26 protein-coding genes and 1 pseudogene are annotated in these 22,920 nt (G+C 70.9%); 18 read left to right on the top strand and 9 right to left on the bottom strand.

Features of this window, described 5'->3' with window-relative positions; genetic code table 11:
* Positions 1-53 precede the first annotated feature (53 nt).
* The 6 genes from ACFXJ8_RS23070 to ACFXJ8_RS23045 all read left to right on the top strand — a co-directional run bounded on the left by ACFXJ8_RS23070 (position 54) and on the right by ACFXJ8_RS23045 (position 3,769).
* Positions 54-923, top strand: a complete 870-nt coding sequence (locus ACFXJ8_RS23070; protein ID WP_379645993.1) for an LLM class flavin-dependent oxidoreductase — start codon at positions 54-56, stop codon at positions 921-923.
* A 17-nt stretch (positions 924-940) separates the two neighbouring features.
* Positions 941-1,627, top strand: a complete 687-nt coding sequence (locus ACFXJ8_RS23065) for a class I SAM-dependent methyltransferase (RefSeq protein WP_379645992.1) — start codon at positions 941-943, stop codon at positions 1,625-1,627.
* A 99-nt stretch (positions 1,628-1,726) separates the two neighbouring features.
* Positions 1,727-2,170 (top strand): hypothetical protein, encoded by a 444-nt coding sequence (locus ACFXJ8_RS23060; protein ID WP_379645991.1) that lies wholly within the window; start codon positions 1,727-1,729, stop codon positions 2,168-2,170.
* 78 nt (positions 2,171-2,248) lie between these two features.
* Positions 2,249-2,824: a hypothetical protein gene (locus ACFXJ8_RS23055; protein WP_379645990.1), complete on the top strand. Its 576-nt coding sequence runs from the start codon at positions 2,249-2,251 to the stop codon at positions 2,822-2,824.
* A gap of 6 nt (positions 2,825-2,830) precedes the next feature.
* Positions 2,831-3,571: a hypothetical protein gene (locus ACFXJ8_RS23050; protein ID WP_379645989.1), complete on the top strand. Its 741-nt coding sequence runs from the start codon at positions 2,831-2,833 to the stop codon at positions 3,569-3,571.
* A 6-nt stretch (positions 3,572-3,577) separates the two neighbouring features.
* Positions 3,578-3,769 (top strand): hypothetical protein, encoded by a 192-nt coding sequence (locus ACFXJ8_RS23045; RefSeq protein WP_379578801.1) that lies wholly within the window; start codon positions 3,578-3,580, stop codon positions 3,767-3,769.
* A 43-nt stretch (positions 3,770-3,812) separates the two neighbouring features.
* Here the strand turns inward: ACFXJ8_RS23045 and ACFXJ8_RS23040 are convergent, their stop codons facing one another.
* Genes ACFXJ8_RS23040 through ACFXJ8_RS23030 form a run of 3 tightly spaced genes read right to left on the bottom strand, consistent with a single transcriptional unit; the run spans position 3,813 to position 6,325 of the window.
* Positions 3,813-5,129 carry an NAD(P)/FAD-dependent oxidoreductase gene (locus tag ACFXJ8_RS23040; protein WP_379645988.1) on the bottom strand — a complete coding sequence of 439 codons (1,317 nt, stop codon included), beginning with the start codon at positions 5,127-5,129 and terminating at the stop codon, positions 3,813-3,815.
* Between the two features lie 9 nt (positions 5,130-5,138).
* Entirely contained in the window at positions 5,139-5,537 is a 399-nt protein-coding gene (locus ACFXJ8_RS23035; RefSeq protein WP_379645987.1) for an ATP-binding protein, read from the bottom strand.
* A gap of 11 nt (positions 5,538-5,548) precedes the next feature.
* A complete protein-coding gene (locus ACFXJ8_RS23030) occupies positions 5,549-6,325 on the bottom strand; it encodes a SigB/SigF/SigG family RNA polymerase sigma factor (RefSeq protein WP_379645986.1) in 777 nt (258 codons plus the stop codon).
* Between the two features lie 209 nt (positions 6,326-6,534).
* Here ACFXJ8_RS23030 and ACFXJ8_RS23025 point away from each other — a divergent pair, with 209 nt between their 5' ends.
* Entirely contained in the window at positions 6,535-6,903 is a 369-nt protein-coding gene (locus tag ACFXJ8_RS23025) for an STAS domain-containing protein (protein ID WP_379646097.1), read from the top strand.
* A gap of 27 nt (positions 6,904-6,930) precedes the next feature.
* Here the strand turns inward: ACFXJ8_RS23025 and ACFXJ8_RS23020 are convergent, their stop codons facing one another.
* Positions 6,931-7,638: an ANTAR domain-containing protein gene (locus tag ACFXJ8_RS23020; protein ID WP_379645985.1), complete on the bottom strand. Its 708-nt coding sequence runs from the start codon at positions 7,636-7,638 to the stop codon at positions 6,931-6,933.
* Positions 7,639-7,673: 35 nt separating this feature from the next.
* Between ACFXJ8_RS23020 and ACFXJ8_RS23015 the strand changes: the two genes are divergently transcribed.
* The 4 genes from ACFXJ8_RS23015 (at position 7,674) to ACFXJ8_RS23000 (ending at position 12,050) form a co-directional block, all read left to right on the top strand.
* Entirely contained in the window at positions 7,674-9,524 is a 1,851-nt protein-coding gene (locus ACFXJ8_RS23015) for a SpoIIE family protein phosphatase (protein ID WP_379645984.1), read from the top strand.
* A 111-nt stretch (positions 9,525-9,635) separates the two neighbouring features.
* Entirely contained in the window at positions 9,636-10,742 is a 1,107-nt protein-coding gene (locus tag ACFXJ8_RS23010; RefSeq protein WP_379645983.1) for a glycosyltransferase, read from the top strand.
* 10 nt (positions 10,743-10,752) lie between these two features.
* The gene (locus ACFXJ8_RS23005) at positions 10,753-11,322 is read left to right on the top strand and encodes an FMN-binding negative transcriptional regulator (RefSeq protein WP_379645982.1); all 570 of its coding nucleotides are present in this window, start codon (positions 10,753-10,755) and stop codon (positions 11,320-11,322) included.
* A gap of 5 nt (positions 11,323-11,327) precedes the next feature.
* Complete coding sequence (locus tag ACFXJ8_RS23000; protein ID WP_379645981.1) at positions 11,328-12,050, top strand: glycoside hydrolase family 16 protein; 723 nt, start codon at positions 11,328-11,330, stop codon at positions 12,048-12,050.
* On the opposite strand, the gene ACFXJ8_RS22995 is transcribed toward ACFXJ8_RS23000, so the two are convergent.
* Positions 12,034-13,083 (bottom strand): PucR family transcriptional regulator, encoded by a 1,050-nt coding sequence (locus tag ACFXJ8_RS22995; RefSeq protein ID WP_379645980.1) that lies wholly within the window; start codon positions 13,081-13,083, stop codon positions 12,034-12,036. The two genes, ACFXJ8_RS23000 and ACFXJ8_RS22995, sit on opposite strands and share 17 nt — an antisense overlap.
* Positions 13,084-13,159: 76 nt before the next feature.
* Between ACFXJ8_RS22995 and ACFXJ8_RS22990 the strand changes: the two genes are divergently transcribed.
* The 4 genes from ACFXJ8_RS22990 to ACFXJ8_RS22975 all read left to right on the top strand — a co-directional run bounded on the left by ACFXJ8_RS22990 (position 13,160) and on the right by ACFXJ8_RS22975 (position 17,379).
* Positions 13,160-14,077 (top strand): proline dehydrogenase family protein, encoded by a 918-nt coding sequence (locus ACFXJ8_RS22990; protein ID WP_379645979.1) that lies wholly within the window; start codon positions 13,160-13,162, stop codon positions 14,075-14,077.
* Between the two features lie 2 nt (positions 14,078-14,079).
* On the top strand, positions 14,080-15,705 hold the full coding sequence (gene pruA / locus ACFXJ8_RS22985) for an L-glutamate gamma-semialdehyde dehydrogenase (RefSeq protein ID WP_379645978.1): 1,626 nt from the start codon (positions 14,080-14,082) through the stop codon (positions 15,703-15,705).
* A gap of 172 nt (positions 15,706-15,877) precedes the next feature.
* Positions 15,878-16,099, top strand: coding sequence for a hypothetical protein (locus tag ACFXJ8_RS22980; protein WP_379645977.1), 222 nt, complete (start codon positions 15,878-15,880; stop codon positions 16,097-16,099).
* Positions 16,100-16,368: 269 nt separating this feature from the next.
* Positions 16,369-17,379 carry a hypothetical protein gene (locus tag ACFXJ8_RS22975; protein WP_379645976.1) on the top strand — a complete coding sequence of 337 codons (1,011 nt, stop codon included), beginning with the start codon at positions 16,369-16,371 and terminating at the stop codon, positions 17,377-17,379.
* A gap of 94 nt (positions 17,380-17,473) precedes the next feature.
* Here the strand turns inward: ACFXJ8_RS22975 and ACFXJ8_RS22970 are convergent.
* The 3 genes and pseudogenes from ACFXJ8_RS22970 to ACFXJ8_RS22960 form a co-directional block, all read right to left on the bottom strand.
* Positions 17,474-17,827, bottom strand: a pseudogene (locus ACFXJ8_RS22970) (type II toxin-antitoxin system VapC family toxin); the annotation flags it as partial.
* Positions 17,828-17,902: 75 nt separating this feature from the next.
* Positions 17,903-18,670: a hypothetical protein gene (locus ACFXJ8_RS22965; protein ID WP_379645975.1), complete on the bottom strand. Its 768-nt coding sequence runs from the start codon at positions 18,668-18,670 to the stop codon at positions 17,903-17,905.
* Positions 18,671-18,827: 157 nt separating this feature from the next.
* Positions 18,828-19,493 carry a winged helix-turn-helix transcriptional regulator gene (locus ACFXJ8_RS22960; protein ID WP_379645974.1) on the bottom strand — a complete coding sequence of 222 codons (666 nt, stop codon included), beginning with the start codon at positions 19,491-19,493 and terminating at the stop codon, positions 18,828-18,830.
* 90 nt (positions 19,494-19,583) lie between these two features.
* Here ACFXJ8_RS22960 and ACFXJ8_RS22955 point away from each other — a divergent pair, with 90 nt between their 5' ends.
* Positions 19,584-20,465, top strand: a complete 882-nt coding sequence (locus tag ACFXJ8_RS22955) for an alpha/beta fold hydrolase (RefSeq protein ID WP_379645973.1) — start codon at positions 19,584-19,586, stop codon at positions 20,463-20,465.
* A 52-nt stretch (positions 20,466-20,517) separates the two neighbouring features.
* Positions 20,518-21,498, top strand: a complete 981-nt coding sequence (locus tag ACFXJ8_RS22950) for a saccharopine dehydrogenase family protein (RefSeq protein WP_379645972.1) — start codon at positions 20,518-20,520, stop codon at positions 21,496-21,498.
* 114 nt (positions 21,499-21,612) lie between these two features.
* Here ACFXJ8_RS22950 and ACFXJ8_RS22945 read toward each other — a convergent pair whose 3' ends face one another.
* Entirely contained in the window at positions 21,613-22,581 is a 969-nt protein-coding gene (locus tag ACFXJ8_RS22945; RefSeq protein ID WP_379645971.1) for a helix-turn-helix transcriptional regulator, read from the bottom strand.
* 19 nt (positions 22,582-22,600) lie between these two features.
* On the opposite strand from ACFXJ8_RS22945, the gene ACFXJ8_RS22940 reads away from it, so the two are divergent.
* Positions 22,601-22,852 (top strand): hypothetical protein, encoded by a 252-nt coding sequence (locus ACFXJ8_RS22940; RefSeq protein ID WP_379645970.1) that lies wholly within the window; start codon positions 22,601-22,603, stop codon positions 22,850-22,852.
* The last annotated feature ends 68 nt before the right edge of the window (positions 22,853-22,920 follow it).

Here is a 22,920-nt window from a genome sequence, read left to right as displayed (position 1 = left end):
TGCCGTCCGAGGCCCGCGCCATAGCGTGGAGACACCCTCGGGACGGAGACGACATGGAACCCAGGAACCTGCACGGCGTGGCGCTGCCCGCCTCGGCGAAACGCTTCCCGCATCTGCTGGACTCGGCCCGCCTCGCCGAGGATCTGGGCGCCGACCTGGTCACGGTGTCCGACCATCCGTACCTCCCCGGCGAGCTGGAGACCTGGTCGCTCATGGCGATGCTGCTCTCGCGCACCGAACGGGTGATGGTGGCGCCCAACGTCGCCCCGCTGTCGCTGCGGCCGCCCGCGATGCTCGCCAAGGCGGCGGCCACGCTGCAGTTCACCAGCGGCGGCCGGTTCGCGCTCGGCTTGGGCGTCGGCGGGCCGTTCGAGCAGATTCCCGGATTCGGCGGCGCCTGGCCCGCGATCGGCCCGGCCATCGACGCGCTGGACGAGGCGATCCCGCTGATCCGCCGGCTGTGGGGCACGGAGGCCGTCACGCACGAGGGCCGCTTCTTCCGCCTCCACGAGGCGAGCGTGGGCCCCGCGCCCGAGCCCGCGGTGCCGATCTGGGTGGGCTCGTTCAAGCCGAGGATGCTGGCCGTCACCGGCAGGCACGCCGACGGCTGGCTGCCCACCAACGCCTACCTGGACCTGGACGAGGTGCCCGGTATGAGCCGCCGGATCGACGAGGCGGCGGCCGAGGCGGGGCGCGATCCAGGCGAGATCACCCGGGTGTTCAACGTCATGGGCACGATCTCGGACCGGGTCCCTCGGCGCGACGACAGGCTCCTGACCGGTCCCGCGGACCACTGGATCGCGGCGCTGCACTCCTACAGGGACCGGCTCGGGTTCGGCTCCTTCGTCTTCTGGCCCGTGGAGGGCGACACGCGGGAGCAGATCCGCCTGTTCTTCGACCAGATCCGCCCGCACCTCTCCTGATCCGCAAAAATCGGAACATGGTGTTGGATCCCCGTTCGTTCGACCGGTTCGCCCTCGACTACGACCGCTTCGTGAGCCTGCTGCCGGGCCAGAACACCGCCTGGCTCGCGGGCCTCGGCCTGAAGGGGGAACGCGCGCTCGACGCGGGCTGCGGCTCGGGCCATGCCGCCGCCGTCCTGGCCGGTGGTTTCGACGAGGTGGTCGGCCTGGACCTCAGCCGGCCCCTGATCGACATCGCGCGCGCCACCCGGGCCAGGCCGAACGTGCGTTACGAGGTCGGCGATCTGCTCGACCTGCCCGCGGGCGAGGGCTTCGACCTCGTCTACAGCCACACCACCCTGCACCACCTGCCCGACTACCGCAGGGGCCTGGAGCACCTGAAGGCACTGGTACGGCCCGGCGGCACGGTGGCGCTGGTCGACAACGTGAGCGACCGCTACCCGACACCACCGCGCAGGGCCTACACCTGGCCGGCCGTGTGGAGCTTCCCCCTGGAGGTCCGCAGGATCGGGCTGCGCGAGGCCTGGTTCCAGCTCCGCTTCTGGCACAGCGAGCCGTGGCTGGCGCACCTGCTGAGCGACCGGTACCTGTCCCGCGCCCGGTTCAGAGAGCTGTACGGCGAGGTCTTCCCCGGGGCCAGGTTCGACGACCTCGGCTTCGCGCTGGCCATGACCTGGAGAGCCAGCCATGACCTGGAAAGCTGACCGTGGCCCGGAGAGCTGACGGTGGCCTGGAAAGCTGACCGTGGCCTGGAAAGCTGGCCATGACCTGGCGCAGGGACAGCGCCTAACCTGGACCGCACGGTGAGCTTGGAGGGCGCGGTGGGACGCAGGCCGACGATCGACAGGGCCGAACTGGAACGGCTGGTCGAGGCGGGGATGAGCGTACGGGAGCTGGCGGCGCACTTCGGCGTGAGCGAGTCGGGCGTGCTGCAGGCCAAACGGGCGGCGGGCCTGGCCAAGCCGCAACTCGATCATGGCAGGGCGCTGCCGTGGACGCTGAGCCGTACGCACGCCCAGTCGGGGCCCGCCACCAACCTGCGGAACCTGTCGGCGGCGGCGCAGGGCAGGCCGGTGGCGCCCGAGCGGCTGAACACCGCGCTGCGGTGGGCGCGGCGGCTGGTGGAGCAGGGGCTCGACGTGGCCTACGACCCGGTGGAGGGCTTCAGCGAGGTCCCCGCCGCGCCGACCGGCTCGCACGTCGCCGAGGTGCTCGACCGCGCGGTGAAGGCCGTCGAGGCGGGCTGACACCGGCGTTTCGAGCCCCGCCCCGGGGGCAGTCGGAGGGTCAATCACGGCCCATCGCGACAGATCCGGAGGCGTCTGATGACCACCTCAACTTTGATCTGGGTGGCCGTCATCGTGGTGGTGGTTGTCGCCATCGCCGCAGTCGGCTATGCCCTGTTGCAGCAGAAGCGCCGGACCCGCCTCCGAGACAGGTTCGGCCCGGAGTACGAACGCACGGTCGCCGAACACGACAGCAGGAACGCGGCCGAGCAGGAGCTGCGCTCTCGTGAGCAGCGCTTCGCCGAGCTCGACATCAGGCCGCTCGACACCGTCAGCCGCGAGAACTACGCCAACCGCTGGGGCGAGGTGCAGGAGCGCTTCGTCGACGCGCCCGGCTTCGCGGTGACCGAGGCGGACCAGTTGGTGACCTCGGTCATGGGTGATCGCGGTTATCCCACCGGCGACTTCGACGACAAGGTCTCGACGCTGTCGGTCGCCCATGCCAGCACGCTGGACCACTACCGGCGGGCCCACGAGATCAGCGGGCGCGCGGCCAGGAAGGAAGCCACCACCGAGGAGCTGCGCCAGGCCATGGTGCACTACCGCGCGCTGTTCGAGGAACTGCTGCGCGACGAAGCCCCTCATTCCACCCGTCAGGAACCAGGAGGACGGTGAAACGATATGACCGAGCACAGGCATGCCGAGGACGAGCTGCAGGTTCCGCCGCCGCGCGCCGACACGACACGGGATGATCCCGACGCCACCGACGACGCCGCCGACCGCGACTTCCAGGCCACCGCCGAGACGCGTGACGAGCGCGGCGAGCAGGAGTGGCAGGGCCATCCGCGCGACGACACGCGGCAGGACGACCGGATGGCGCAGGCCCGCGCCACCGAGGAGGGCATGGCCGGAGAGGCCGTGCGCCGGCCGATGACCGACGCGGAACCCGAGATCCAGCAGGGCGACACCGGCTACCACGACCCGTATGAGACCCGACCGTCGGACGACGTGCTCGCAACGGCTCCGGGTGCCACCGCCCCGGGCGACACGGCGATGCGCGACACGGGGATGACCGGCGCGGAGACCCGCGACGCGGGGATGGCCGACGCGGGTACCGCCACGGCCGCGCCCCCGCAGCCGCGCGCCGAGCAGGGCGGGTTCGTCCTCGACCAGGACGCCGAGCAGCTGCGCGACCGTTGGCGCGAGGTCCAGGGCGGCTTCGTCGACGAGCCCCGCCAGTCGGTGGAGCGGGCCGACGCGCTCGTGGGCGAGCTGCTGTCGACCCTCACCTCCGAGGCGGACCAACTGCGCGACCGCTGGAGGAACTCGAGCGAGAGCGACACCGAGCAGCTGCGCAACGCGATGCGCGAGTACCACTCGATGCTGGACCAGCTGCTCACCCTTACGACGGCAGGAAGGTGATGTGACATGCTCGCCATCGTCGCCGCGATCGTGTTCGGCCTCGGATTCTTACTGGATCTGCTGAACACCAGGATCGCCGGAATCAGTGGCATGGCCTTCGTCCTGCTCGGCCTGTGTCTGCTCGCTCTTCACCAGGCAGGCATCGGTACGGCCAGCATCGGCAGCTACCGCGGCGGCTGGCGCCGTACCCGCCGGTAGAAACCAAGGGGCGTCCCTCAGGGGGCGCCCCTTCAGCGCACGCCTACACGCGCGAAACCGGCCTGGTGGTGCGAGCGGCGTACTCGAACTCCTTGCGCGGGTCGGTCAGCGCGCCCAGCGCCGTGATGTCGCGGCGGAAGAACAGCGCGAGCGTCCAGTCCATGGCCACCCGCACCTTCCTGTTCAGGCTCGGCAGCCGCGACAGGTGGTAGGTCCTGTGCAGGAACCACGCCGGCAGGCCCTTCAGCTTCACCCCGTAGATCTGCGCCACCCCCTTGTGCAGGCCGAGGCTGGCGACCGATCCGGCGTAGGCGTGGCGGTAGGGTCTGCGCGCCGACCCTCTGATCGTGGCCAGCACGTTGTCGGCCAGCACCCTGGCCTGCCGTACGGCATGCTGCGCGTTGGGCGCGGTGTACTCGCCCGGCTTGGTCAGGTCGGGTACGGCCGCGCAGTCCCCCGCGGTGAAGACGTCGTCGTAGCCCTCGACGTTGAGGAACGGCGTCGCCCGCACCCTGCCCTGGTCGTCGATGGGCAGGTCGCTCTGCGCGACGACGGGGTTGGGCTTGACGCCGGCCGTCCACACCAGCGTGTCGGCGGTGAAGGCCGAGCCGTCGTCGAGCACGATCCGCCGGTCCACGGCCGATACGACTCTGGTCTTCAGCCGCACGTCGATGCCGCGCTCGCGCAGCTGCTCCAGTGTCCAGGCGCCCATCTCGGGCCCCACCTCGGGCAGGATGCGGTCGGTCGCCTCCACGAGGTACCACGTCAGGTCGGACGGCTCGATGCCCGGGTAGTAGCGGCAGGCGTCGTGCGCCATGTCCTCCAGCTCGGCCAGCGCCTCCACGCCCGCGAAGCCCGCGCCGACGAACACGAACGTCAGCGCCTCGCGCCTGATCGTCTCGTCCTGGGTGGAGGCGGCCAGGTCGAGCTGACCGAGGACGTGGTTGCGCAGGTGGATGGCCTCCTCGATGGTCTTGAACCCGATGCCGGACTCGGCCAGCCCTGGGATGGGCAGGATGCGGGAGATCGAGCCGGGGCAGACGACGAGCAGGTCGTAGCCGACCATGCGCGCCGGGCCCTTGTGCGGCCTGAAGTCCACCTCGCGCCTGCCGGTGTCGATGGCGTCGACGACGCCGTTGAGGATGGTGCAGCGCGGCAGCTCCCTGCGCAGCGACACCACGATGTGCCTGGCTTCGAGGTTTCCCGCCGCCGCCTCCGGCAGGAACGGCTGGTAGGTCATGTAGGAGTCGACGTCGATGACGGTGATGTGCGCCTCGCCCTTGCGGAGCCTGCGCTGCAGCCGCAGCGCGGTGAACATCCCGACGGCGCCCCCACCGATGATCACGATGCGAGGAGTCATCGCGCTCCCCTACCCCCTGAACCGCATCGTTACCGTGCTGCCCTCCCTGCCGGTGCGGAAGTGGATCATCTTGGCCAGCCGGCGGGCCACCCACAGGCCCATGCCCCCGGTGGCGCCGGGGGGCGGGGGCTGGGCGCCGGGGCTGCCGTCGAGCTTCCAGTGGCCGTCGTCGTGGATCTCGACCACGACGTCGCCCCGCTCGTTCCACACGCGCAGGCGCGCCAGGTGCGTGCTTCCGTGGATGACTGCGTTGGTGGCCACCTCGTTCGCGGCGATGAGGAGATCGTGGACCTCCTCATCGGGCAGCCCCGCCCGGCGCGCGTGGGCGGCCAGGACGTCGCGGACCTCCGGCAGGTCCGAGAGCCGGAAGTGCACCTGCCGTGCCGGAGCGTCCGCTACCTCGTTCATGGGACGGTCACCTAGCGATCGGTGATCAGCTGGGCTCTGAGCTGGTCGAGTACCTTGCGCAGGATGCGCGAGACGTGCATCTGCGAGATGCCGAACTCCGCGGCGATCTCGGCCTGGGTCATGTTGCCGAAGAAGCGCAGGAGCAGGATGCTCTTCTCCCTGGCGGGCAGGGCGTCGATGAGGGGCTTGACGGCCTGCTGGTCGACCAGGTTGCTGAGCGCGTCGTCGTCCTCGGGGATGACGTCCCCGAGAGAGGCGGCGTCGTCGTCGGCGCCCAGCGGGGCGTCGAGCGAGAGCGTGCTGTAGGCGGCGGAGGCGTCGAGCGTTAGCAGGACGTCCTCCTGCGAGATGTTCATCTTGTCGGCCAGCTCGGCCACCGTGGGGGAGCGGCCGAGGACCTGGCTCAGGTCGGAGACCAGCCTGTTCAGCTCGGAGCGCCGCTCCTGGTAGAGGCGCGGCACCCTGATGGCCCAGGTGCGGTCGCGGAAATGGCGTTTGACCTCGCCGGTCATGGTGACGACGGCGTAGCCCCTGAAGGCGTGGCCGAGGCTCGCGTCGAATCCGTTGATGGCCTTCATGAGCCCGACGTAGGCGGCCTGCAACAGGTCCTCCATCGGCTCGCCGCGGTAGCGGTAGCGCCTGGCGATCTCGGTGGCCAACGGCCGGTGCATCTCGACGACCCGCTCGCGCACCCTTTCCTTGACCGAGTCGGGGGTGTCTTCCTTGACCATCTCCGCCAGAAGTTCCTCGGCGGTCATGTCTTCGAGGACTCGTTCCTGAACAGCCATGTGCGGTCTGCTCCTATGTTCGCCGGCCGCGCCCCCCGCACAGCGAAAAAGCCCAGGCAGAGGCGCGCCTCGATGAAGGTCGCGATGAAGCCCTCTGCTGGACTTCAACCTCAGTTTTCCCACTTTGGGATGGAGTATTCAACCCCAACCCGGTGACAGTAGGGTTGCCCTGCCGGACGGGGTGATGACGGAGGAGGCCTTCTGTGACGATGTCGGAGAGCGACGAGTGGCCCAAGGCCGCCCTGAGTCTGACGTCATCGGTGGAGGGCGGGCTTCCCGTGGTCGTGGTGGAGGGCGTCCTCGACGCGACGACCAGAGAGCAGTTCGCCGACCACCTGGCCGAGGTGGTCACCGGGCACGGGAACGAGCTGATCCTCGACCTGGCCGGGGTCACCTTCATGGACTCGCGCGCCCTGGGGCTGATCGTCCACCACTGGCAGGGATGCACGAGCACCGGCGGCAAATTCGCGCTGGTGGGGGTGCGCTACTCGCCGTCCAAGGTGTTGTGGATCACCGGCCTGGCGCAGCGGTTGCCGCTCTACGAGACCCTCGACGAGGCGCTGGCGGCGCTGACCTGACCCCGCTCCGCCTCTGTCAGCCTGGCGTCAGTTGGCCTTGCGCTGGTGTTCCTCGACCAGCAGGCGGGCGAGGTCGGCGACCTTGACCTGGTGGTGCTGGGAGACCTTCCTCAGCTCCTCGAAGGCGGCCTCGGCGCTGCACCCGCTGGTCTTCATGATGATGCCCTTGGCCTGGTCGATGACCGCCCGCCCGGCCATGGCCTCCTGCAACTGGGCGGCGTCGGTGCGCATCTCGTCGAACTCCCACATGTTCGCCATGGCCACGCCGACCTGCTCGGTGAGCATCTCCGCCAGCGGTGCGGCGGCCTGCGCGGTGAAGGCGCCCGGCCGTACCGAGTAGAGGCCGACCACCAGGAGCACGGGCGGGATCTCGATCGGCAGCACCAGCGCGGAACGGACCCCGCCTTTGATGGCCAGGCCCGCGTAGCGGGTCCACCGGCGATCACGCAGGACGTCGGCGACGACGACGCGGCGCCGCGTCGTCCGCGCCTCGATCGAGGGCCCCTCGCCGATCGCCCGCTCGCCCTCGACCAGCATGATGAGCTCGCTGTGGGACCCCGAGACCAGCACCCTGTCGTCGCGCCAGAGCTCGGCCGCCCCACCCGAGCAGCCGGGCACCCCCCGAGCCAGGGTCGTGGTCAGCCCGCGAAGTACGCTCTCACTCGAGGTGTCCTCGCCGACCCGGCCCAGCGCCGCCAGGTCGCGCGCCAGCACGGAGGTGATCATTCTCGCCATGGCGGATTCCTTCCCGGTGAGCCTAGATTAAACAGGTGACCGATCCCATCGGCCTGGCCGCTCTCGAACACGCCCTGGATGAGCTCGTGGGGCGCGTGTCGTCGTTGCGGACGGCCAGATCCGCCTACCCGCAGGAGCTGGCTCAGACACTCGACGCCGCTCTTGCCGAGCTCGACACCGCCACCGAACTGCTGGCCGCCGCCAAGACGGAGCTCGCGGGCGCGGCGCGCAACAGGACGGGAAAGAGCGGCTCGCAGCGGGAGCTGAAGCTGCTGCGCCAGGTGTTCAGGGTCTTTCCCGTCCCGGTCGTCGTGCTGGACGGCGGCGGCGTGATCAGGCGCATCAACGCGGAGACCTCGGCGCTGCTCGGCAGCCCCGACGGGTTCCTGATCGGCAGGTCCTTCCCGCTGCTGGTGGACGTACCGCGGCGGGCGGCCTTCCGCTCCCACCTGACGGCGGTGCTGCAGACGGGGCAGAGTGCCGCGTTCGAGACGCGGCTTGCCCATCAGGGCCGCACCCACATCGCGCAGCTGGCGCTGACCAGGCTCACCATGCCGGGCGAGCCGCAGCAGATGGTGGCGGCGGTGGCGCTGCCGACGCAGGTGCAGCTGCCCGAGCCGGGCGCGCGCCGTCCCGAGCTGTCCGACGCGGCACTGCTGATGACCGCGGCCAGGCGGCAGGAGCTGCTGGCGCGGATGGCGGCGCTGCTGCTGGACGAGGAGAGCCAGCGGCGGCCGGTGGCGTTGCCGAGGGCGGCCCGGCTGCTGGCCGAGGAGTGGGCCGACTGGGTGGTCGGCGACGTACTGCGTGACGGGCTGCCGGGCAGGTCGGTCGTGGTGGGGCCGAAAGACCAGCCGGTGGCCGATCTGGTACGGCTGGTCGAGCGGGCCGAGCCGGCGGCCAGTCCGCTCGTGGCGCAGGTCCTCGACCAGGGCACCGGCGTGGTGCACGAGATGGTGGAGGACGAGTCGCTGTTCGGCGCCGGCCCGGAGGGGCCGCTGCTGACCGCCATGGGCGCGGGCTCGGTGTTGTGCGTCCCGATCGGGGCCGAGGGCGCGGTGCGCGGCGCGCTCACGCTGGTGCGCTCGCACGACCGCCCGCCGTACACGCTGGCCGATCTGGGTCTGGTGCAGGAGCTGGGCGCGCACCTGGGGCTGGCGATGTCGGCACAGGTCAGCTTCCGCGACCGTTCGCAGGCCGCCGAGGCGCTGACGGCCAGCGTGGTGCCGCGCAACCTGCCGCAGATCCCCGGATTCGAGGCGGCGGCGATCTACCACCAGGGCGCGTCGGTGGGCGCGGAGTTCTACGACGTGTTCCCCGTCAAGGACGGGTGGGGCTTCTCGCTGGGCGGCGCGGTCGGCACCGGCGAGGAGGCGGCCTCGGTCAGCGCGATGGTGCGCGGCGGGCTGCGCGTGCTGAGCGTGTGGGAGAGCGACCCCTGCCAGGCGGTGCGCAAGGTCAACGAGGCGCTGGTCGCGCAGCGTTCCGGCATGTTCGTCATGGCCGTGGCCGGCTACGTGCAGGGCAGGACGATCACGCTCTGCTCCGCGGGCCATCATCCGGCCGCGCTGGTGCAACAGGACGGCAGCGTGCGTTCGGTCTCCGGCGGCGGCGTGCCGCTCGGCATCGCGGGCGACGCGGAGACGGCGGTGGAGGAGATCACGCTGGCCCCCGGGCAGACGCTGGTCCTCTACTCCGAGGGCCTCATCTCCTCGCGCGGCGAGAACGGCGAACCGTACGGGGAGGAACGGCTGGCCGACGTGCTGGCCCGCAGTGTCGCCCAGCCGCCTTCGACGGTGGTGAAGTCCATCGAGGAGGACAGGCACGGCTTCTCCGGCGGGCGGGTGTGGGACGAGATCGTGGTGCTCGCGCTGCGAGTGGCGTGACTGCCCGCGCCGCGGGGGTTTACATTCTCGCGGCGCCGGGGTATGCCTTATGGGAACGTCAGTGCCTAAGACGCAGGCACACCCGCAGCAATCACATGCCCGAGGTGTGTCATGCATATCGCCATTGTCGCCACTGACCAGCGCCGCACCCATATTCTCTCCGTCGCCCGCGAGCTGGGGCGCGAGCACAGAGTCACGATCTACAGCCGCCGCGACGACGCTGACGTCAAGCCCAGGACCAGGGTGTGCCATGGCGTCACCATCGAGGCCATCGACGCGGGCCCGGCCCGCGACCTGCTCGAAGACGAGGTCGTACCGTACCTGTCGCAGGTGGGCGACCATCTGATGCGCCGCTGGCGTGACGACAGGCCCGACGTGATCCACGCCCACTCGTGGACCGGCGGGCTCGCGGCGGTGGCCGGGGCCAACGGCCTGGGCGTGCCGGTCACGCAGACCTTCCACCACACGTTCGGCGTCGCCGTACCGCCGGCGCATCTGAAGCTGGAGCGGGTGCTCGGCCGCCGCGCCGACGCGGTGATCGCGGGGTGCGGCGACGAGGAGTCCGAGCTCATCAGGATGGGCGTGCCCCGCGACCATATCGCGGTCATCCCGTGCGGGGTGGACGTCGACAGGTTCCGCCGCCAGGGCAGCGCGGCGGCGCGCGGCACCCGCAAGCGGCTGCTGCACGTCGGCCCCCTGTCCCCCGACCGTGGCGCGCACACCGTGGTGCGGGCGCTGGCCGCCGTCCCCGAGGCCGAGCTGGTGTTGGCGGGCGGGCCGCCCGCCGACGGGCTGGAGGAGGACCGCGAGGCCAGGCGGCTCAGGACGCTGGCCGAGCAGGCGGGCGTGGCCGACAGGGTGAGCGTGCTCGGGCGGGTGCCGAAGGTGTCGGTGGCCAGGCTCATGCGCAGCGCCGACCTGGTCATGACGCTGCCGCGCGAGGCCCCCGAGGGGATCGTGGCGCTGGAGGCCATGGCCTGCGGTGTGCCGGTCATCGCCTCGGCCGTGGGCGCGCACCTGGACGCCGTGGTCGACGGCGTCACGGGGATCCTGGTGCCGCCGGACCGGCCCGCGCAGACCGCCAGGCTCATCCGTGAACTGCTCGCCGACCCGACCAGGCGCACCGCGCTCGGGTACGCGGGCGCCGACCGCGCCAGGTCCCGTTACTCGTGGGAGCGCGTGAGCCAGGAGCTTCTCCGGGTGTACGAATCGCTATAAGCTACCCTGCATGCTTATTCATCCTTGGGATGCGGGTTCGCCGGAAGAGTCGCTCGCCTTCGTCCGCGACAACCAGTTCGGCACGCTGATCGCCTCGGGACGTGACAGGGCCGTGCCGGTGGTCGTGCCGACCCAGTTCCTCCTGGTCGACGACACGACCGTGCTGCTCCACCTGGCCAGGCCCAATCCGATCTGGCCGGCGATCGAGGAGAACCCGAAGGTCGTGCTGTCGGTGACCGGACCCTGGACCTACATCAAGGGTGAATGGCGGGCCGAGCCCGGCACCGATCCGAGCCTGGGCGTGCCGACCACCTACTACTCCGCCGTGCAGCTCGTCTGCACGGCGGAGATCGTCAAGGACGACGAAGGCAAGCTCGACGTGCTGCGGCGGCAGCTCGCCGACCTGGAGCCCACTCTCGGCGATCCGGCGAGGATGCCCAGGCTGCTGTCGGGGATCAGAGGGCTGCGGCTGACCGTCGACGAGCTGCGCGGCAAGTTCAAGTACGACGGGCACAAAGACGAGGAACACCGCGAGCGCGTCAAAACCGCCGTTATCAAAGCGAAATCTGTGCTTTCCTGAGACGCATGTCGATTTCTGGTTATCTCGTGGCGGCGGCCCTCCTCGCGACGCCCGCCGCCGTCCCAGTCACCGCCACCGCTTCCGCCGCCCCCTTCGAGCAGGTCTTCAGCGAGCGGTTCGACTCCCTCGACACCAGCAGGTGGATGGTCTACCACTCCCCCGGCGCCGAGACCAACCCCCGCACCGGCAAGGCCACCACCGTCTCGGGCGGGGTGCTCAGGCTGAAGGGCGGCTTCTACGGCGGCAAGGACCTGTCCGGCGGTGTGGCCACCCGCTCGGCGCAGGAGTACGGCAGGTGGGAGGTCAGGTTCAAGGCCGAGGCCGGCGCGGGCTACACCCCGGTGGCGCTGCTGTGGCCGGAACAGCAGAGCGACGGCGACTACGCCGAGATCGACTTCGCCGAGATCATCGACCCGCGGCGGCAGGGCGGCGGCATCTTCGTCCACGCCGGCCGCGAGCGGGCGCAGAAGCAGCTGCGCGCCGACTTCACCCAGTGGCACACCGTCGCCGTCGACTGGCTGCCGGGACGGCTGACGTTCTGGCTCGACGGCGAGAAGGTGTGGGACTACCGGGGCCCGCACGTGCCCGAGGGCCGCAGGATGGGCCTGGCCCTGCAGAACGACGTCGTGTGCAACCAGTGGTCGCCGTGCAGGAACTCCTCCACCCCCGACGCGGTGTCGATGTACGTCGACTGGGTGAAGGTCTATCGCTTCACGGGAGCAGCCTGACCGCCTTCAGCGCCAGGTGGACGGCCAGCCGGTCATCTCCGTCCGACAGGTCGAGCCCGGTCAGGCGCTCGGCCTTGCCCAGCCGGTAGTAGAGGGTCTGGCGGTGGATGCCCAGCTCCGCCGCCGCCTTCTGGGCGTGGCCGCCGAGGTCGAGGTAGGTCTCGACGGTGTGGGCCAGCTCGGCGTCGAGCGGCCCGGTCTCGGCGGCCAGCTCGCGCAGGTCGGCGGTGCCGAGCCGGGCCAGCAGCCGGTGCACGCCGAGGTCGGCCCACCTGGCCACGGGGTGGAAGCGGGGGAAGTGCTCGGCGATGCGCAGCGCGTGCCTGGCCTCCCGCCAGCTCTGCCACGCGTCGCCGGGGTCTGTCCGCGGCGCGCCGATGCCGGCGGCGGTGCCGTACGCGATCTGGAGATTGCTCGCGATCTCGCCGGCCAGATGCGCGGGGGCGAGCACGGCGACCGGACGGCCCGCGCGCGACAGCACCCCGCGCGGCAGCGTCCAGAGGGCGGCCACCCGCTCCTGCGACTCCTTGACGGCGATCGCCGTGACCGGCCCGGCCAGCTCGATGGCGGCGCCCGCCCGCTCCTCGGGGTCGGCCGACAGCAGCGCGGCCAGCTCCCTGCCGAGGTCGTGGCGGCTGCGGGCCTCCTGGGCGAGCATGGCGGCCGCCCTGGCCGTCAGCCGCTGGATGCGGGCCAGCTCGGCGTCGCCGAGCGTGCCGAGCAGCCAGAGGTAGCCGTAGGTCACGCCCGCGTGCCTGAGCGGGACGCACACCCTGGCCAGGACGCCCAGCGCGGCGTCGGCGGGGATGCGGACGGGGCCCTCGGCCCTGGCGATGCCGAAGCCCTCGAAGTAGTCGCGGACCTCGCGGCTGGCGCGTCTGCGCAGGATGGACTCCTGGCGGACGGTGTCGATGTCGCCGTGCTGCGCGCCGTACGCCAGCAGCCTGAAGGAGCGGTCCTCCAGCGTCGCGGAGACCCCGAGAACACGGGCGATCTCGTCGACGGTCTCCTGTAGGTCATCGGTATTGTGCATTTGTATGACAGCCTGCCACAACCAGCGTTACGGACGTCAATGGGCCCGCCGTGAACAGGCGTTTTAGCCTGGACGCATGCTGGGTCAAGTACTTCTCGCCGGGTCGCGGAGCGCGCTCGTGCGGCGCACCGTGTCAGGGCTGCCGCTGACCAGGAAGGTCGTCAACCGGTTCGTCGCCGGTGAGGGCGTCGCCGAGGCGAGCGGCGCCGTACAACGCCTGGTGGACGGCGGGCTGACCGTCACCATCGACCACCTGGGCGAGGAGACCCACGACGCGGGCGCCGCCGCCGCGACCGCGAAGGCCTACCTCACGCTGCTGGAGGAGCTGCGCCCGCTGGGGCTCGGCACGCGCGCCGAGGTGTCGGTGAAGCTGTCGGCGGTCGGCCAGGAGCTGAGCGACTCCATGGCGCTCGAGCACGCCCGCGAGATCTGCGCCGCCGCGGCCGCGGGCGGCTCCACGGTCACGCTCGACATGGAGGACCACACGACGGTCGACTCCACGCTCGGCATCCTGCGCGCGCTGCGGGAGGACTTCCCCTCCACCGGCGTCGCCATCCAGGCCTACCTGTTCCGCAGCGAGGCCGACTGCCGTGACCTGGCCGTCGAGGGCAGCAGGGTGCGCCTGGTCAAGGGCGCCTACCGCGAGCCCGCCTCCGTCGCCCACCAGAGCAAGAGCGACGTCGACAAGGCCTACGTGCGATGCCTGCGGATCCTCATGGCGGGGAAGGGTTACCCCATGGTGGCCACGCACGACGACCGGCTCATCTCGATCACCGAGCTGCTCGCCGACAGGTTCTCGCGTGCCATCGGCGACTACGAGTACCAGATGCTCTACGGCATCAGGACCGACAAGCAGGAATCTCTCGCGGGCGCCGGTCACACGGTCCGCGTCTACGTGCCCTACGGCGACGACTGGTACGGCTACTTCATGCGCCGCCTGGCCGAGCGTCCCGCCAACGTCGCCTTTTTCCTTCGTGCCCTTGGGGGTAAGTGATCATGGATGCGATCAGCAACGTCCCGACCCCGGCCAACGAGCCGGTGTACGGCTACGCGCCGGGGAGCGCCGAGCGCGCCACGCTGGAGAAGCGCATCAAGGAGCTGGCCGGGTCCTCGATTGACCTGACCATGACCATCGACGGTGTGGAGAGGATGGGCGGCGGCGCGGCCATCGACGTCGTGCAGCCCCACAACAAGGCCGCCGTCCTGGGCCGTACCAACGACGCTACGGCTCAGGACGTGCAGAACGCCATCGACGCGGCGCTGGCCGCGGCCCCCGCGTGGCGCGCCCTGTCGTTCGACGAGCGCGCGGCGATCTTCCTCAAGGCCGCCGACCTGCTCGCCGGGCCGTGGCGGGCGACGCTGAACGCCGCCACCATGCTCGGCCAGTCCAAGTCGGTGCAGCAGGCGGAGATCGACGCGGCCTGCGAGCTGATCGACTTCCTGCGCTTCAACGTCGGCTACGCCCGCCAGCTCTACTCCGACCAGCCGGTCTCCTCCCCCGGGGTGTGGAACCGCATGGAGTACCGCCCGCTGGAGGGCTTCGTCCTGGCGATCACGCCGTTCAACTTCACCGCCATCGCCGGCAACCTGCCCACCTCGGCCGCCCTCATGGGCAACGTCGTGGTGTGGAAGCCCTCCCCCACCCAGCAGTTCGCCGCGCACCACACGATGCGGCTGCTGGAGGCGGCCGGCCTGCCCCCGGGCGTCATCAACCTGGTCACCGGCAACGGTCAGGCGGTCTCCGAGGTCGCCATGACCCACCCCGCGCTGGCCGGCATCCACTTCACCGGCTCGACCGCGACCTTCCAGCACCTGTGGTCCACCGTTGGCGCCAACATCTCCCGCTACCACGGCTACCCGCGCCTGGTGGGCGAGACCGGCGGCAAGGACTTCGTGCTCGCCCACCCGTCGGCCGACCCTGGCGTGCTGGCGACGGCGCTGGTGCGTGGCGCGTTCGAGTACCAGGGGCAGAAGTGCTCGGCGGCCTCGCGCGCCTACGTCCCGCGCTCGATCTGGTCGCGGATCAAGGACGACGTGGTGGCCACGGCCGAGTCGCTGACCGTGGGCGACGTGGCGGCCGACCTGTCCACGTTCATGGGCGCGGTCATCGACGGCCGGGCCTTCGCCAAGCACAAGGCGGCCCTGGACCGGGCGAAGGCCACCGACTCGATCGAGGTACTCACCGGCTCCTACGACGACAGCGTCGGCTACTTCGTCAAGCCGTCCATCCTGGTCTCCGACGACCCGACGGACGAGATCTTCGTCAAGGAGTACTTCGGGCCGATCCTCGGCGTGCACGTCTACGACGACGCGGCCTTCGACACGGTGCTCGACCAGATGGAGTCGGTCTCGCCGTACGCGCTGACCGGGTCGATCATCGCCCAGGACCGCTACGCGATCGCCTCGGCGTCGGAGCGGCTGCGGTTCGCGGCGGGCAACTTCTACGTCAACGACAAGCCGACGGGCGCGGTCGTGGGACAGCAGCCGTTCGGCGGGGCGAGGGCGTCCGGCACGAACGACAAGGCGGGCTCGATCTTCAACCTGATCCGGTGGGTGAACGCCCGCACGATCAAGGAGACGTTCGTGCCCCCGACGGACCACCGCTACCCCCACATGGGCTGATATTGCCGGAGGTTTGGGGGTTTCCTGCTCCCCGAGCCCACGCACCGCGCGCCGACGCCCCGGGACTCCGCCGCGAGTCCCGGGGCGTCGTGCGTCGCGGCTCATCGCCAAGGCCATCGTTGTTGTCACGGTGGCCACATCGTCATCGCCGGCGCCGCCGCTCAAAGCCCGCATGCGCGATTTCATCTTCACCGAGCACGTGGTGGAGCAGGGCGACCCGAGCATCTTCGCCGGTTGCCGCTCGATGCTGGGCAGCCTCGGCCCGGAGGACTACGCCGGGAAACGCAGCGCCGCCTTCGCCTTCATCGAGCCCGCCGCTGGCTTGGGGATCGAGAACGACCCCTTGGACGCCGATGAGGCTCCCGTCGTCATACTCGACAACACTGGCACGTGACTACGAATCGTGAGGGAGGAGTGTGAGTGCGGGCACATGACACGGCCGGATCACCGTGAAGTGTCTCCGGTCCACGGTCGCCACCTGATGGACACCCAGCCGTTCCGCGAGCGCTACCACCGTCGCATCCACCAGTTCCCACCGCGCTGGGGCTGGCGGTCGCCCTGCTCCCGGCCGCGCTGGCCGAGGCTGAGGCACTGCTGTCCCCCGAGCCGCCCTTCTGGTGGCGTGAGTGCCTGGATTCCCAGCTGCCGGCGCCGTCCTTCGCGGTGCCGCGCCTGGTCCTGGCCTGGCTGCTCGCTCCCGCCACCATGGTCCTGCTGGCCGGGATCACGGGCGCGGGGATCCGGCCGCGCCTGACCGACCTGCGAAACGCCGGGACGGCAGCGGCCGCCGTCGTGCTGGCCGCGCTGCTGCCCGGCGTGCTGATCGGCCTGCCCGACAACGCCGACGGCACCCCGCGTTACGCGGTGGCCGGTGCGTGGGGCCGGCCGTACGTGATCGACCTGGAGTCCGGTGCGCCGGTGAGCCGCCTGCCCCGGGCGACGCGGACCTACGCCGCCTACGATTTCGTCGTCCGCGACACGGAGCCCGGCCACTACGTCGCGGCGGTCACCAGCCCGTCGGGCCGCTACTTCCGGCTCTATCGGCTGGCCATGAACGCCGACGGCCGGGTCACCGTCGGCGAACAGCTCACCCCCACGCTCAAGGGCACGGTCAACGGCCTGGCTATCTCCTCCGAGGGCCGCGTCGCCTACTCGCGGATGACGGACCGGGCCGGATTCGTGGGCACCCTGGAGCGCGAATGGCCGGCCAGCGGTTACGGCCTCCAGTGGCTGGACGCGCGGACCCTCGCGCTCCCCGCGCACAGCGTTCCGGCGAACGCCCTGGCCACGCTCGACGTCGGCACGGGTGCGATCCGGGAGGTTCCCACCCCGGCCCAGCACGAGTTCTCCCGCCCGCTCCTGGTCCTGCCCGACGGGCGGCAACTGCGCGCGCTCGGCTGGCCGACCCGCACGCTCGTCCTGCATGAGGGGACGCGGCTGGTCAGGACGGTCCTCGCCCTGGACTGCGGCCACATCGAGTCGCTGGCGCTTGCCCCGACCGGCCGCCACCTGCTGGTCGGCGTCGACCGGGAGGCCCAGGAGCTGGACAGGTCACCCCTGGCCGGGCTGCCGCCGTGTGGCGGCGCCGCCTCCCAGCTGCTCCGTCTCGACCTCGAGACCGGCGACACCCACGTCGTTCCCGGCGAACAGGAGCCCTGGATCCATGCCTGGTGACCGTCCTCGGTCCACCGGCCCCAGGCACAGATCGGCTGGGAAACCAGCTCACCCTCGGCCATCGACTCCAGGAAGGCCGCCTCGGCCTTGGACCTCAGAGTTGGAACATCAGCGGCGGCGGATAACGGTGGATCTCCGCCCTGTGCCCCGTCGAGCCGGCGAACGTGGCGTCGTCGGTGAGCAATGGCACCCCTAGCAGTTCGGCAAGCGCCACATACATGCCGTCATAGGCGGTGAGATTGTTCCGCAACTCCAGCACTCGCGACTGCAGGGGCAGCATCGGATGCCGGACGATCCTGAGCTGGGCATAGCGTTCCAGCATGACCCGCGCCCGCGCCTCGGAGATGCGGACTTCGGGTTTGCTGGTGATCACATGTCCGCGCACCACCGAGGCGATCTCGACGTCGATCAACCCTGGGGCGTGCACCTTGCGGGCCAGTCGCTGCCGGAGAAGGTCGAATCCACGATGTGCCGACGCCCCGGGACTCTGCCGTGAGTCCCGGGGCGTCGCCTGTGTCCGCCTTTAGTGGTACTTGTACAGCCTGGTCGCCACCTGGTGGTTGTGGTCGAACACCGAGGCCCGGTACATGCTCACCGCGAGTTTGCCGTGTACGGCCTTGCCGCAGGTGTTCATCCCCGCCAGCTGATGGATCTCGAACCGCGCCGTGGGATCGCCGTCCAGGAAGTACTCCGCCCGCGTCTGGTGACGGTCGGCGCCCGTGTCACACGCGTAGACGAACGTGCGCTTGCCACCGCCGAAGCACAGGCTGGCCGCGCCCTTGGTCGAGGTGCAGACCTCGGACCGGGCCCGCGCGCCGACCGGGGTCACCTGGGTTTCCCGCTTGACCGGGTGCTTGGTGACGTCGCGAACCGTCTTCCATGCGCTGACCTTGATCTGGCGGTTGCCCCGGTAGACGGCGGCCCTGAACGTGATGGTCTTGCCGAGGTGGGGGCTGCCCTTGATCTCGCCTTCGCGGGCGAGGTTGTGGATGACGTACTTGGTGCCCAGGTAGCCGTTCAGGTAGTACTCGACCGCGGGATGGAGCCTGTCCTTCCTCGTGTCCTCGATCGTGATGCCCGGCAGCACACTCTGGTCGACCCCCACGCACGCCCTCGCGCCCTTGACGCGGACGCACTCGGCCTCCGCCGCGCTCTCGGTGGCGGCCACCGCGGCGACGGCGGCGGGCGTCTTCGCGGCGGGACGGACTTCCACGTCCGCCGCGGCTCCTTCGACGCTCAACGCGGCGGTCATCATCATGACCGCCGCCACTACTGTGCGATCTAACACCACTGGTCACTCCAAGCTCAGAGTTTTCAGGGTGTGACGCGCCGAATGCCGCGAAGGTTCGGATTTGGGGAGATCCCGTCGCCGGCGGCGGGCTGGGGTGTCGGGGAAGGCACCCTCAGCCAGCGCCGCCGCCGGACCCTCCCGCAGGACGCCGCGGCCGTCAGCGCGGCGGGACCGCGCCGACCAGTCTCCTGACCACCTCGAGATCGCCGGTCACCGTGAGTGTGCCGTCGCCGATCGCCGCGGCCAGCGAGCGTTCGTGCGCCAGTACGGCCTGCAGTGTGATGTGGTCGCTCTCGAGGAACGCGTCCGCCGGGCCGGAAACCTGCTCGCGCGCCACGGTGACCAGTTCGCCGTCGACGACCTCGACGCGGTAGACGTCGCGTTCGAGGGCGATCCGGTACGTCGCGGTCCACGGCGCGTCCGGCCGCGGCACGAAGAAGGCCCGCAGGCCGAGCAGGACCGTGTCGGCGCTGATCCCTCCGGTCAGCGGCACGACCGGGGACCGCATCCCCCAGGTCCGCAGCGCCGCGAACACCGGCTCCAGTTCGGCGCCCCATTCGGTGAGTTCGTAGGTCTTGCTGGCCGCGGGCGGCGGCAGCGTACGCCTGTGCAGGACGCCGACCGCCTCGAGATCGCGCAGCCGCTGCGCGAGCACGCTGGGGCCGATCCCGGGCAGTGCTGCCTGCAGGTCGGCGTAGCGGCGTGGCCCGAGGCGCAGTTCGCGCACCACCAGCAGGGCCCAGCGCTCACCGATCATGTCGAGCGCGTGGGCGATGGGGCAGGCCTGCCCGTACGTCCGCCGCCCGGTCTTCTCCTCAGCCACGGCCACCTCCTTACTTCTAACTACGAAAATAGTAGCATCTGCTTCGACTTTCGAAGTAGGCTCGGAGAAGACGCCGACCGAGGAGAGACCATGCACGACAGCCAGCAGCAGGCCGCACCGGAGAAGACGGTGCGCGCCAACGACGTCGACCTGGCCGTCCAGACCTTCGGCGACCCGGCCGCCCCCGCGATCCTGCTCATCTCGGGCGCGGAGGGGACCATGGACTGGTGGGAGGACGACTTCACCGACCGCCTCGCCGCCTCCGGCCGGTACGTGATCCGCTACGACACCCGCGACACCGGCCGCTCCACGACGTTCCCGGTGGGCGCGCCGCCGTACACGCAGGACGACCTGCTCGCCGACGCGCTCGGCGTGCTCGACGCGCACGGCCTGGCCGCCGCGCACATCGTGGGCATCTCCATGGGCGGCGGCCTCGCCCAGCGGCTCGGCGTCGCACACCCTGACCGGATCCTGTCACTCACCCTGATCTCCACCAGCCCCGGCGGCCCCGGCGGTCCGGACAATCCCGATCTGCCGCCGATGAGCGAGGCTTTGGCCACGATGTTCGCGGAGCCGTCCCCTGGACCGGACTGGACCGACCGAGACGCGGTCATCGCGTACTTCCTCGCCGGCGAGCACGCCTTCTCCGGCACGATCCCGGTCGACGAGGACCGGGTGCGCCGCACCGCCGGGCGCGCGTTCGACCGCAGCCCGGTTCCGGCCGCCGCGTCGAACCACTGGATGATCGAGGGCGGCGAGCCGATCCGCGCCCGTCTCGGCGAGATCACCGCACCGACCCTGGTCCTGCACGGCACCGCCGACCCGCTCTTCCCGTACGGCCACGCCGAGGCCCTGGCCCGCGAGATCCCCGGCGCCTCGCTCGTCCCGCTGCCCGGCGTCGGCCACCAGATGCCGCCGTACCAGGTATGGGACACGGTCATCCAGGCGATCGTCGAGCACACCGCGCGTTGACTGTAGTGCCACTACAGAAATATTCTCATAGTGGCACTACAGAAAGGACGCCATGAACACGATCCTGGTCCTCGGCGGATACGGCGCTGTCGGACGCGAGGCCGCAACCGCGCTCGTCAGCCACCTGCCGGACGCGAAGGTGATCGTGGCGGGCCGCGATCCCCGCAAGGCCAGACCCGTCAGCGGGACCGGCCTCATGCGCGTGGACGCCGCCGACCCCGCCGACCTGGCCCGCGCGCTGGACGGCGTCGACGCCGTGCTCATGTGCGCCGAGCTCGACAACGCCCGCGTGGCCCGTGCCTGCCTGGAGCGGGGTGTCCACTACCTGGACGTGTCGGCCAGCCACCACGTGCTCGCCGGGATCGAGGAGCTCGACGACCTGGCCAGGAAGAACGCCGCCACGGCCGTGCTCAGCGTCGGCCTGGTCCCCGGCGTCACCAACCTGCTGGCCCGCCACTGCGTCGAGCGTTCGGGCGCGCGGGACGTCCGCGTCGGGGTGCTGCTCGGCGCGGGAGAGCAGCACGGTCCCGCGGCCGTCTCCTGGACGCTGGACGGCCTCGGCGCACTCTCCGGATCATGGCCGATGCCGTTCCCCGCGCCGTACGGCAGGCGCGCCGTCCATCGCTTCCCGTTCTCCGACCAGTACACCCTGCCCGCGACCCTCGGCCTCGACTCCGCGCAGACCGGGCTGTGCCTGGACTCCCGCCTCACCACCGCGCTGCTGGCCGCGGCGAGACTGCCCGCCGTCGCCCGCCTGCTCAGCCGTCCCCAGGTGCGCGACGTGCTCCTGACCGCGCTGACCAAGGTCCACGTCGGCGGCGACGGGTTCGCGGTGACCGTCCGCGCGGGCGGGGCGCGGGCCTCCTTCAGCGGACGCAGGCAGAGCCGCGCCACCGGCCTCACCGCCGCCATGCTCGTGGCCCGCCTGCCCACGATGGCGCCGGGGGTGGGGCATATCGAGCAGGTGGTGGAGCCCGTCCCGTTCCTGACCGAGCTGGCGGAGAACGGCTTCACCCTCGACCTCGACACCTGAGTCGCGGACCTCGAGGCCCCGCCCTCCGGGTCCTCCCGGATGACGGGGATGACGCGGTGACGGGGATGACGCGGTGACGGGGGTGGCGGGGATGAGAACGGCTTTGCAGGGGGCTCAGGACAGGTAGAGGGCGGCGAGGCGGCCTGCGGTCGCGACCAGTTTGTCCCTGAGGGCGGCGGGCTCCAGCACCTCCACCTCCGCGCCCAGCTTCAGGAACTCCGTCTGCGCGTGGGTCAGCGACTCGATCGGGACCGTGGCGGTGACCCAGCCGTCCTCGCCCTCCACACCGCCGGCGACCGCCTCGACGACCGCCGCGCTCATCACCTCGCCGGCGCGCTCCACACCCGCGGGCGACAGCCGGACGACGGCGTAGCCCTGGACGAGCCGGGCGCGGAAGTCCTTCAGGTGCTCACTCCAGTGCGCGGCCAGGTCGAACCCCTCAGGCCGGTCGAAGACCCGCTCGGTCACCTCCAGGTCGAGGATCTGGTTGGCCCGGTAGGTGCGCAGGTCGTCGCCGCTGCGCGCGACGAGGTACCACTTGCCGGCCTTCAGCACCAGTCCGTACGGCTCCAGCGTGCGCTCCACCTCGTACGGCTCCCGCCAGCGCCGGTAGCGGACGGCGATGACCCGCTTGTTCCACACCGCGTCGGCCAGGGCGGGCAGGTGCGGAACCCGGTCCCCGTCGTGGTACCAGCTCGGCGCGTCCAGATGGAAGTGCTCCCGCACGCGCCTCGAACCCTCACGCAGGTCGGGAGGGAGCGCCGCCTCGATCTTGAGCTCGGCCGCCGCGGCCAGGGCGCCGAGGCCGAGCTCGGCCGCCGGTCCCGGCAGTCCCGCCAGGAACAGCGCCTGGGCCTCCTTCTCCGTCAGGCCGGTCAGCCGCGTGCGGTAGCCGTCGACGAGCCGGTAGCCGCCCTCGTGACCCGCCTCGCCGTACAGGGGGACGCCGGAGGCGTGCAGCGCCTCGATGTCGCGGTAGACGGTGCGGACGCTGACGTCGAGCTCGTCGGCGAGCTGCTGCGCGGTCATCCGGCCGCGCGTCTGGAGCAGGAGGAGGACCGACAGGAGGCGAGAGGCGCGCATCCACTGACAATAGGTGTCAGTGGATGCGCTCCGTAGGGTCCGGGTCAGGGCTTTCATCGAGAAGAACCTGCGTTCGCTCGCCCCGATCACGCTCGGCGGCAGGCCGTACAAGCGCTACCACGTCGACCGCGAGGGGCACGAGATCGAGCCGGAGGTGGAGAAGGCCGCCTACGCCTACGCTCCGCGGACGACTCGCCCGCGGGGTGGCTGCACAGGGGCGGCGACAGCGGCGCCTACCTGCTGGTCCACACGTGGGTGTGGGACAACGTGATCGAGATCCACACGGCGTGCGCCGGGCAGCCCGCGATCGGGTGCCCCGACGAGGACCCGGACGAACTT

Origin of the sequence: Nonomuraea sp. NPDC059194, from assembly GCF_042754765.1 — a bacterium.
In the GTDB taxonomy this organism is placed as follows: Bacteria; Actinomycetota; Actinomycetes; order Streptosporangiales; family Streptosporangiaceae; genus Nonomuraea.
The sequence above is the reverse complement of the archived record's forward strand: the minus strand, read 5'-3'. Positions and strand labels throughout refer to the sequence as shown.

What these genes read in the sequence shown, in the direction of transcription:
- ACFXJ8_RS23070 (WP_379645993.1), top strand. Translation starts at nt 54, where the DNA reads ATGGAACCCAGGAACCTGCACGGCGTGGCGCTGCCCGCCTCGGCGAAA.
- ACFXJ8_RS22955 (WP_379645973.1), top strand. Translation starts at nt 19,584, where the DNA reads ATGCACGACAGCCAGCAGCAGGCCGCACCGGAGAAGACGGTGCGCGCC.
- ACFXJ8_RS22995 (WP_379645980.1), bottom strand. Translation starts at nt 13,083, where the DNA reads ATGCACAATACCGATGACCTACAGGAGACCGTCGACGAGATCGCCCGT.
- ACFXJ8_RS22990 (WP_379645979.1), top strand. Translation starts at nt 13,160, where the DNA reads ATGCTGGGTCAAGTACTTCTCGCCGGGTCGCGGAGCGCGCTCGTGCGG.
- ACFXJ8_RS23050 (WP_379645989.1), top strand. Translation starts at nt 2,831, where the DNA reads ATGACCGAGCACAGGCATGCCGAGGACGAGCTGCAGGTTCCGCCGCCG.
- ACFXJ8_RS23055 (WP_379645990.1), top strand. Translation starts at nt 2,249, where the DNA reads ATGACCACCTCAACTTTGATCTGGGTGGCCGTCATCGTGGTGGTGGTT.
- ACFXJ8_RS22980 (WP_379645977.1), top strand. Translation starts at nt 15,878, where the DNA reads ATGCGCGATTTCATCTTCACCGAGCACGTGGTGGAGCAGGGCGACCCG.
- ACFXJ8_RS23045 (WP_379578801.1), top strand. Translation starts at nt 3,578, where the DNA reads ATGCTCGCCATCGTCGCCGCGATCGTGTTCGGCCTCGGATTCTTACTG.
- ACFXJ8_RS23010 (WP_379645983.1), top strand. Translation starts at nt 9,636, where the DNA reads ATGCATATCGCCATTGTCGCCACTGACCAGCGCCGCACCCATATTCTC.
- ACFXJ8_RS22950 (WP_379645972.1), top strand. Translation starts at nt 20,518, where the DNA reads ATGAACACGATCCTGGTCCTCGGCGGATACGGCGCTGTCGGACGCGAG.
- ACFXJ8_RS23040 (WP_379645988.1), bottom strand. Translation starts at nt 5,129, where the DNA reads ATGACTCCTCGCATCGTGATCATCGGTGGGGGCGCCGTCGGGATGTTC.
- ACFXJ8_RS23005 (WP_379645982.1), top strand. Translation starts at nt 10,753, where the DNA reads ATGCTTATTCATCCTTGGGATGCGGGTTCGCCGGAAGAGTCGCTCGCC.
- ACFXJ8_RS23030 (WP_379645986.1), bottom strand. Translation starts at nt 6,325, where the DNA reads ATGGCTGTTCAGGAACGAGTCCTCGAAGACATGACCGCCGAGGAACTT.
- ACFXJ8_RS23000 (WP_379645981.1), top strand. Translation starts at nt 11,328, where the DNA reads ATGTCGATTTCTGGTTATCTCGTGGCGGCGGCCCTCCTCGCGACGCCC.
- ACFXJ8_RS23025 (WP_379646097.1), top strand. Translation starts at nt 6,535, where the DNA reads ATGTCGGAGAGCGACGAGTGGCCCAAGGCCGCCCTGAGTCTGACGTCA.
- ACFXJ8_RS22945 (WP_379645971.1), bottom strand. Translation starts at nt 22,581, where the DNA reads ATGCGCGCCTCTCGCCTCCTGTCGGTCCTCCTCCTGCTCCAGACGCGC.
- ACFXJ8_RS23020 (WP_379645985.1), bottom strand. Translation starts at nt 7,638, where the DNA reads ATGGCGAGAATGATCACCTCCGTGCTGGCGCGCGACCTGGCGGCGCTG.
- ACFXJ8_RS23035 (WP_379645987.1), bottom strand. Translation starts at nt 5,537, where the DNA reads ATGAACGAGGTAGCGGACGCTCCGGCACGGCAGGTGCACTTCCGGCTC.
- pruA (WP_379645978.1), top strand. Translation starts at nt 14,080, where the DNA reads ATGGATGCGATCAGCAACGTCCCGACCCCGGCCAACGAGCCGGTGTAC.
- ACFXJ8_RS23065 (WP_379645992.1), top strand. Translation starts at nt 941, where the DNA reads ATGGTGTTGGATCCCCGTTCGTTCGACCGGTTCGCCCTCGACTACGAC.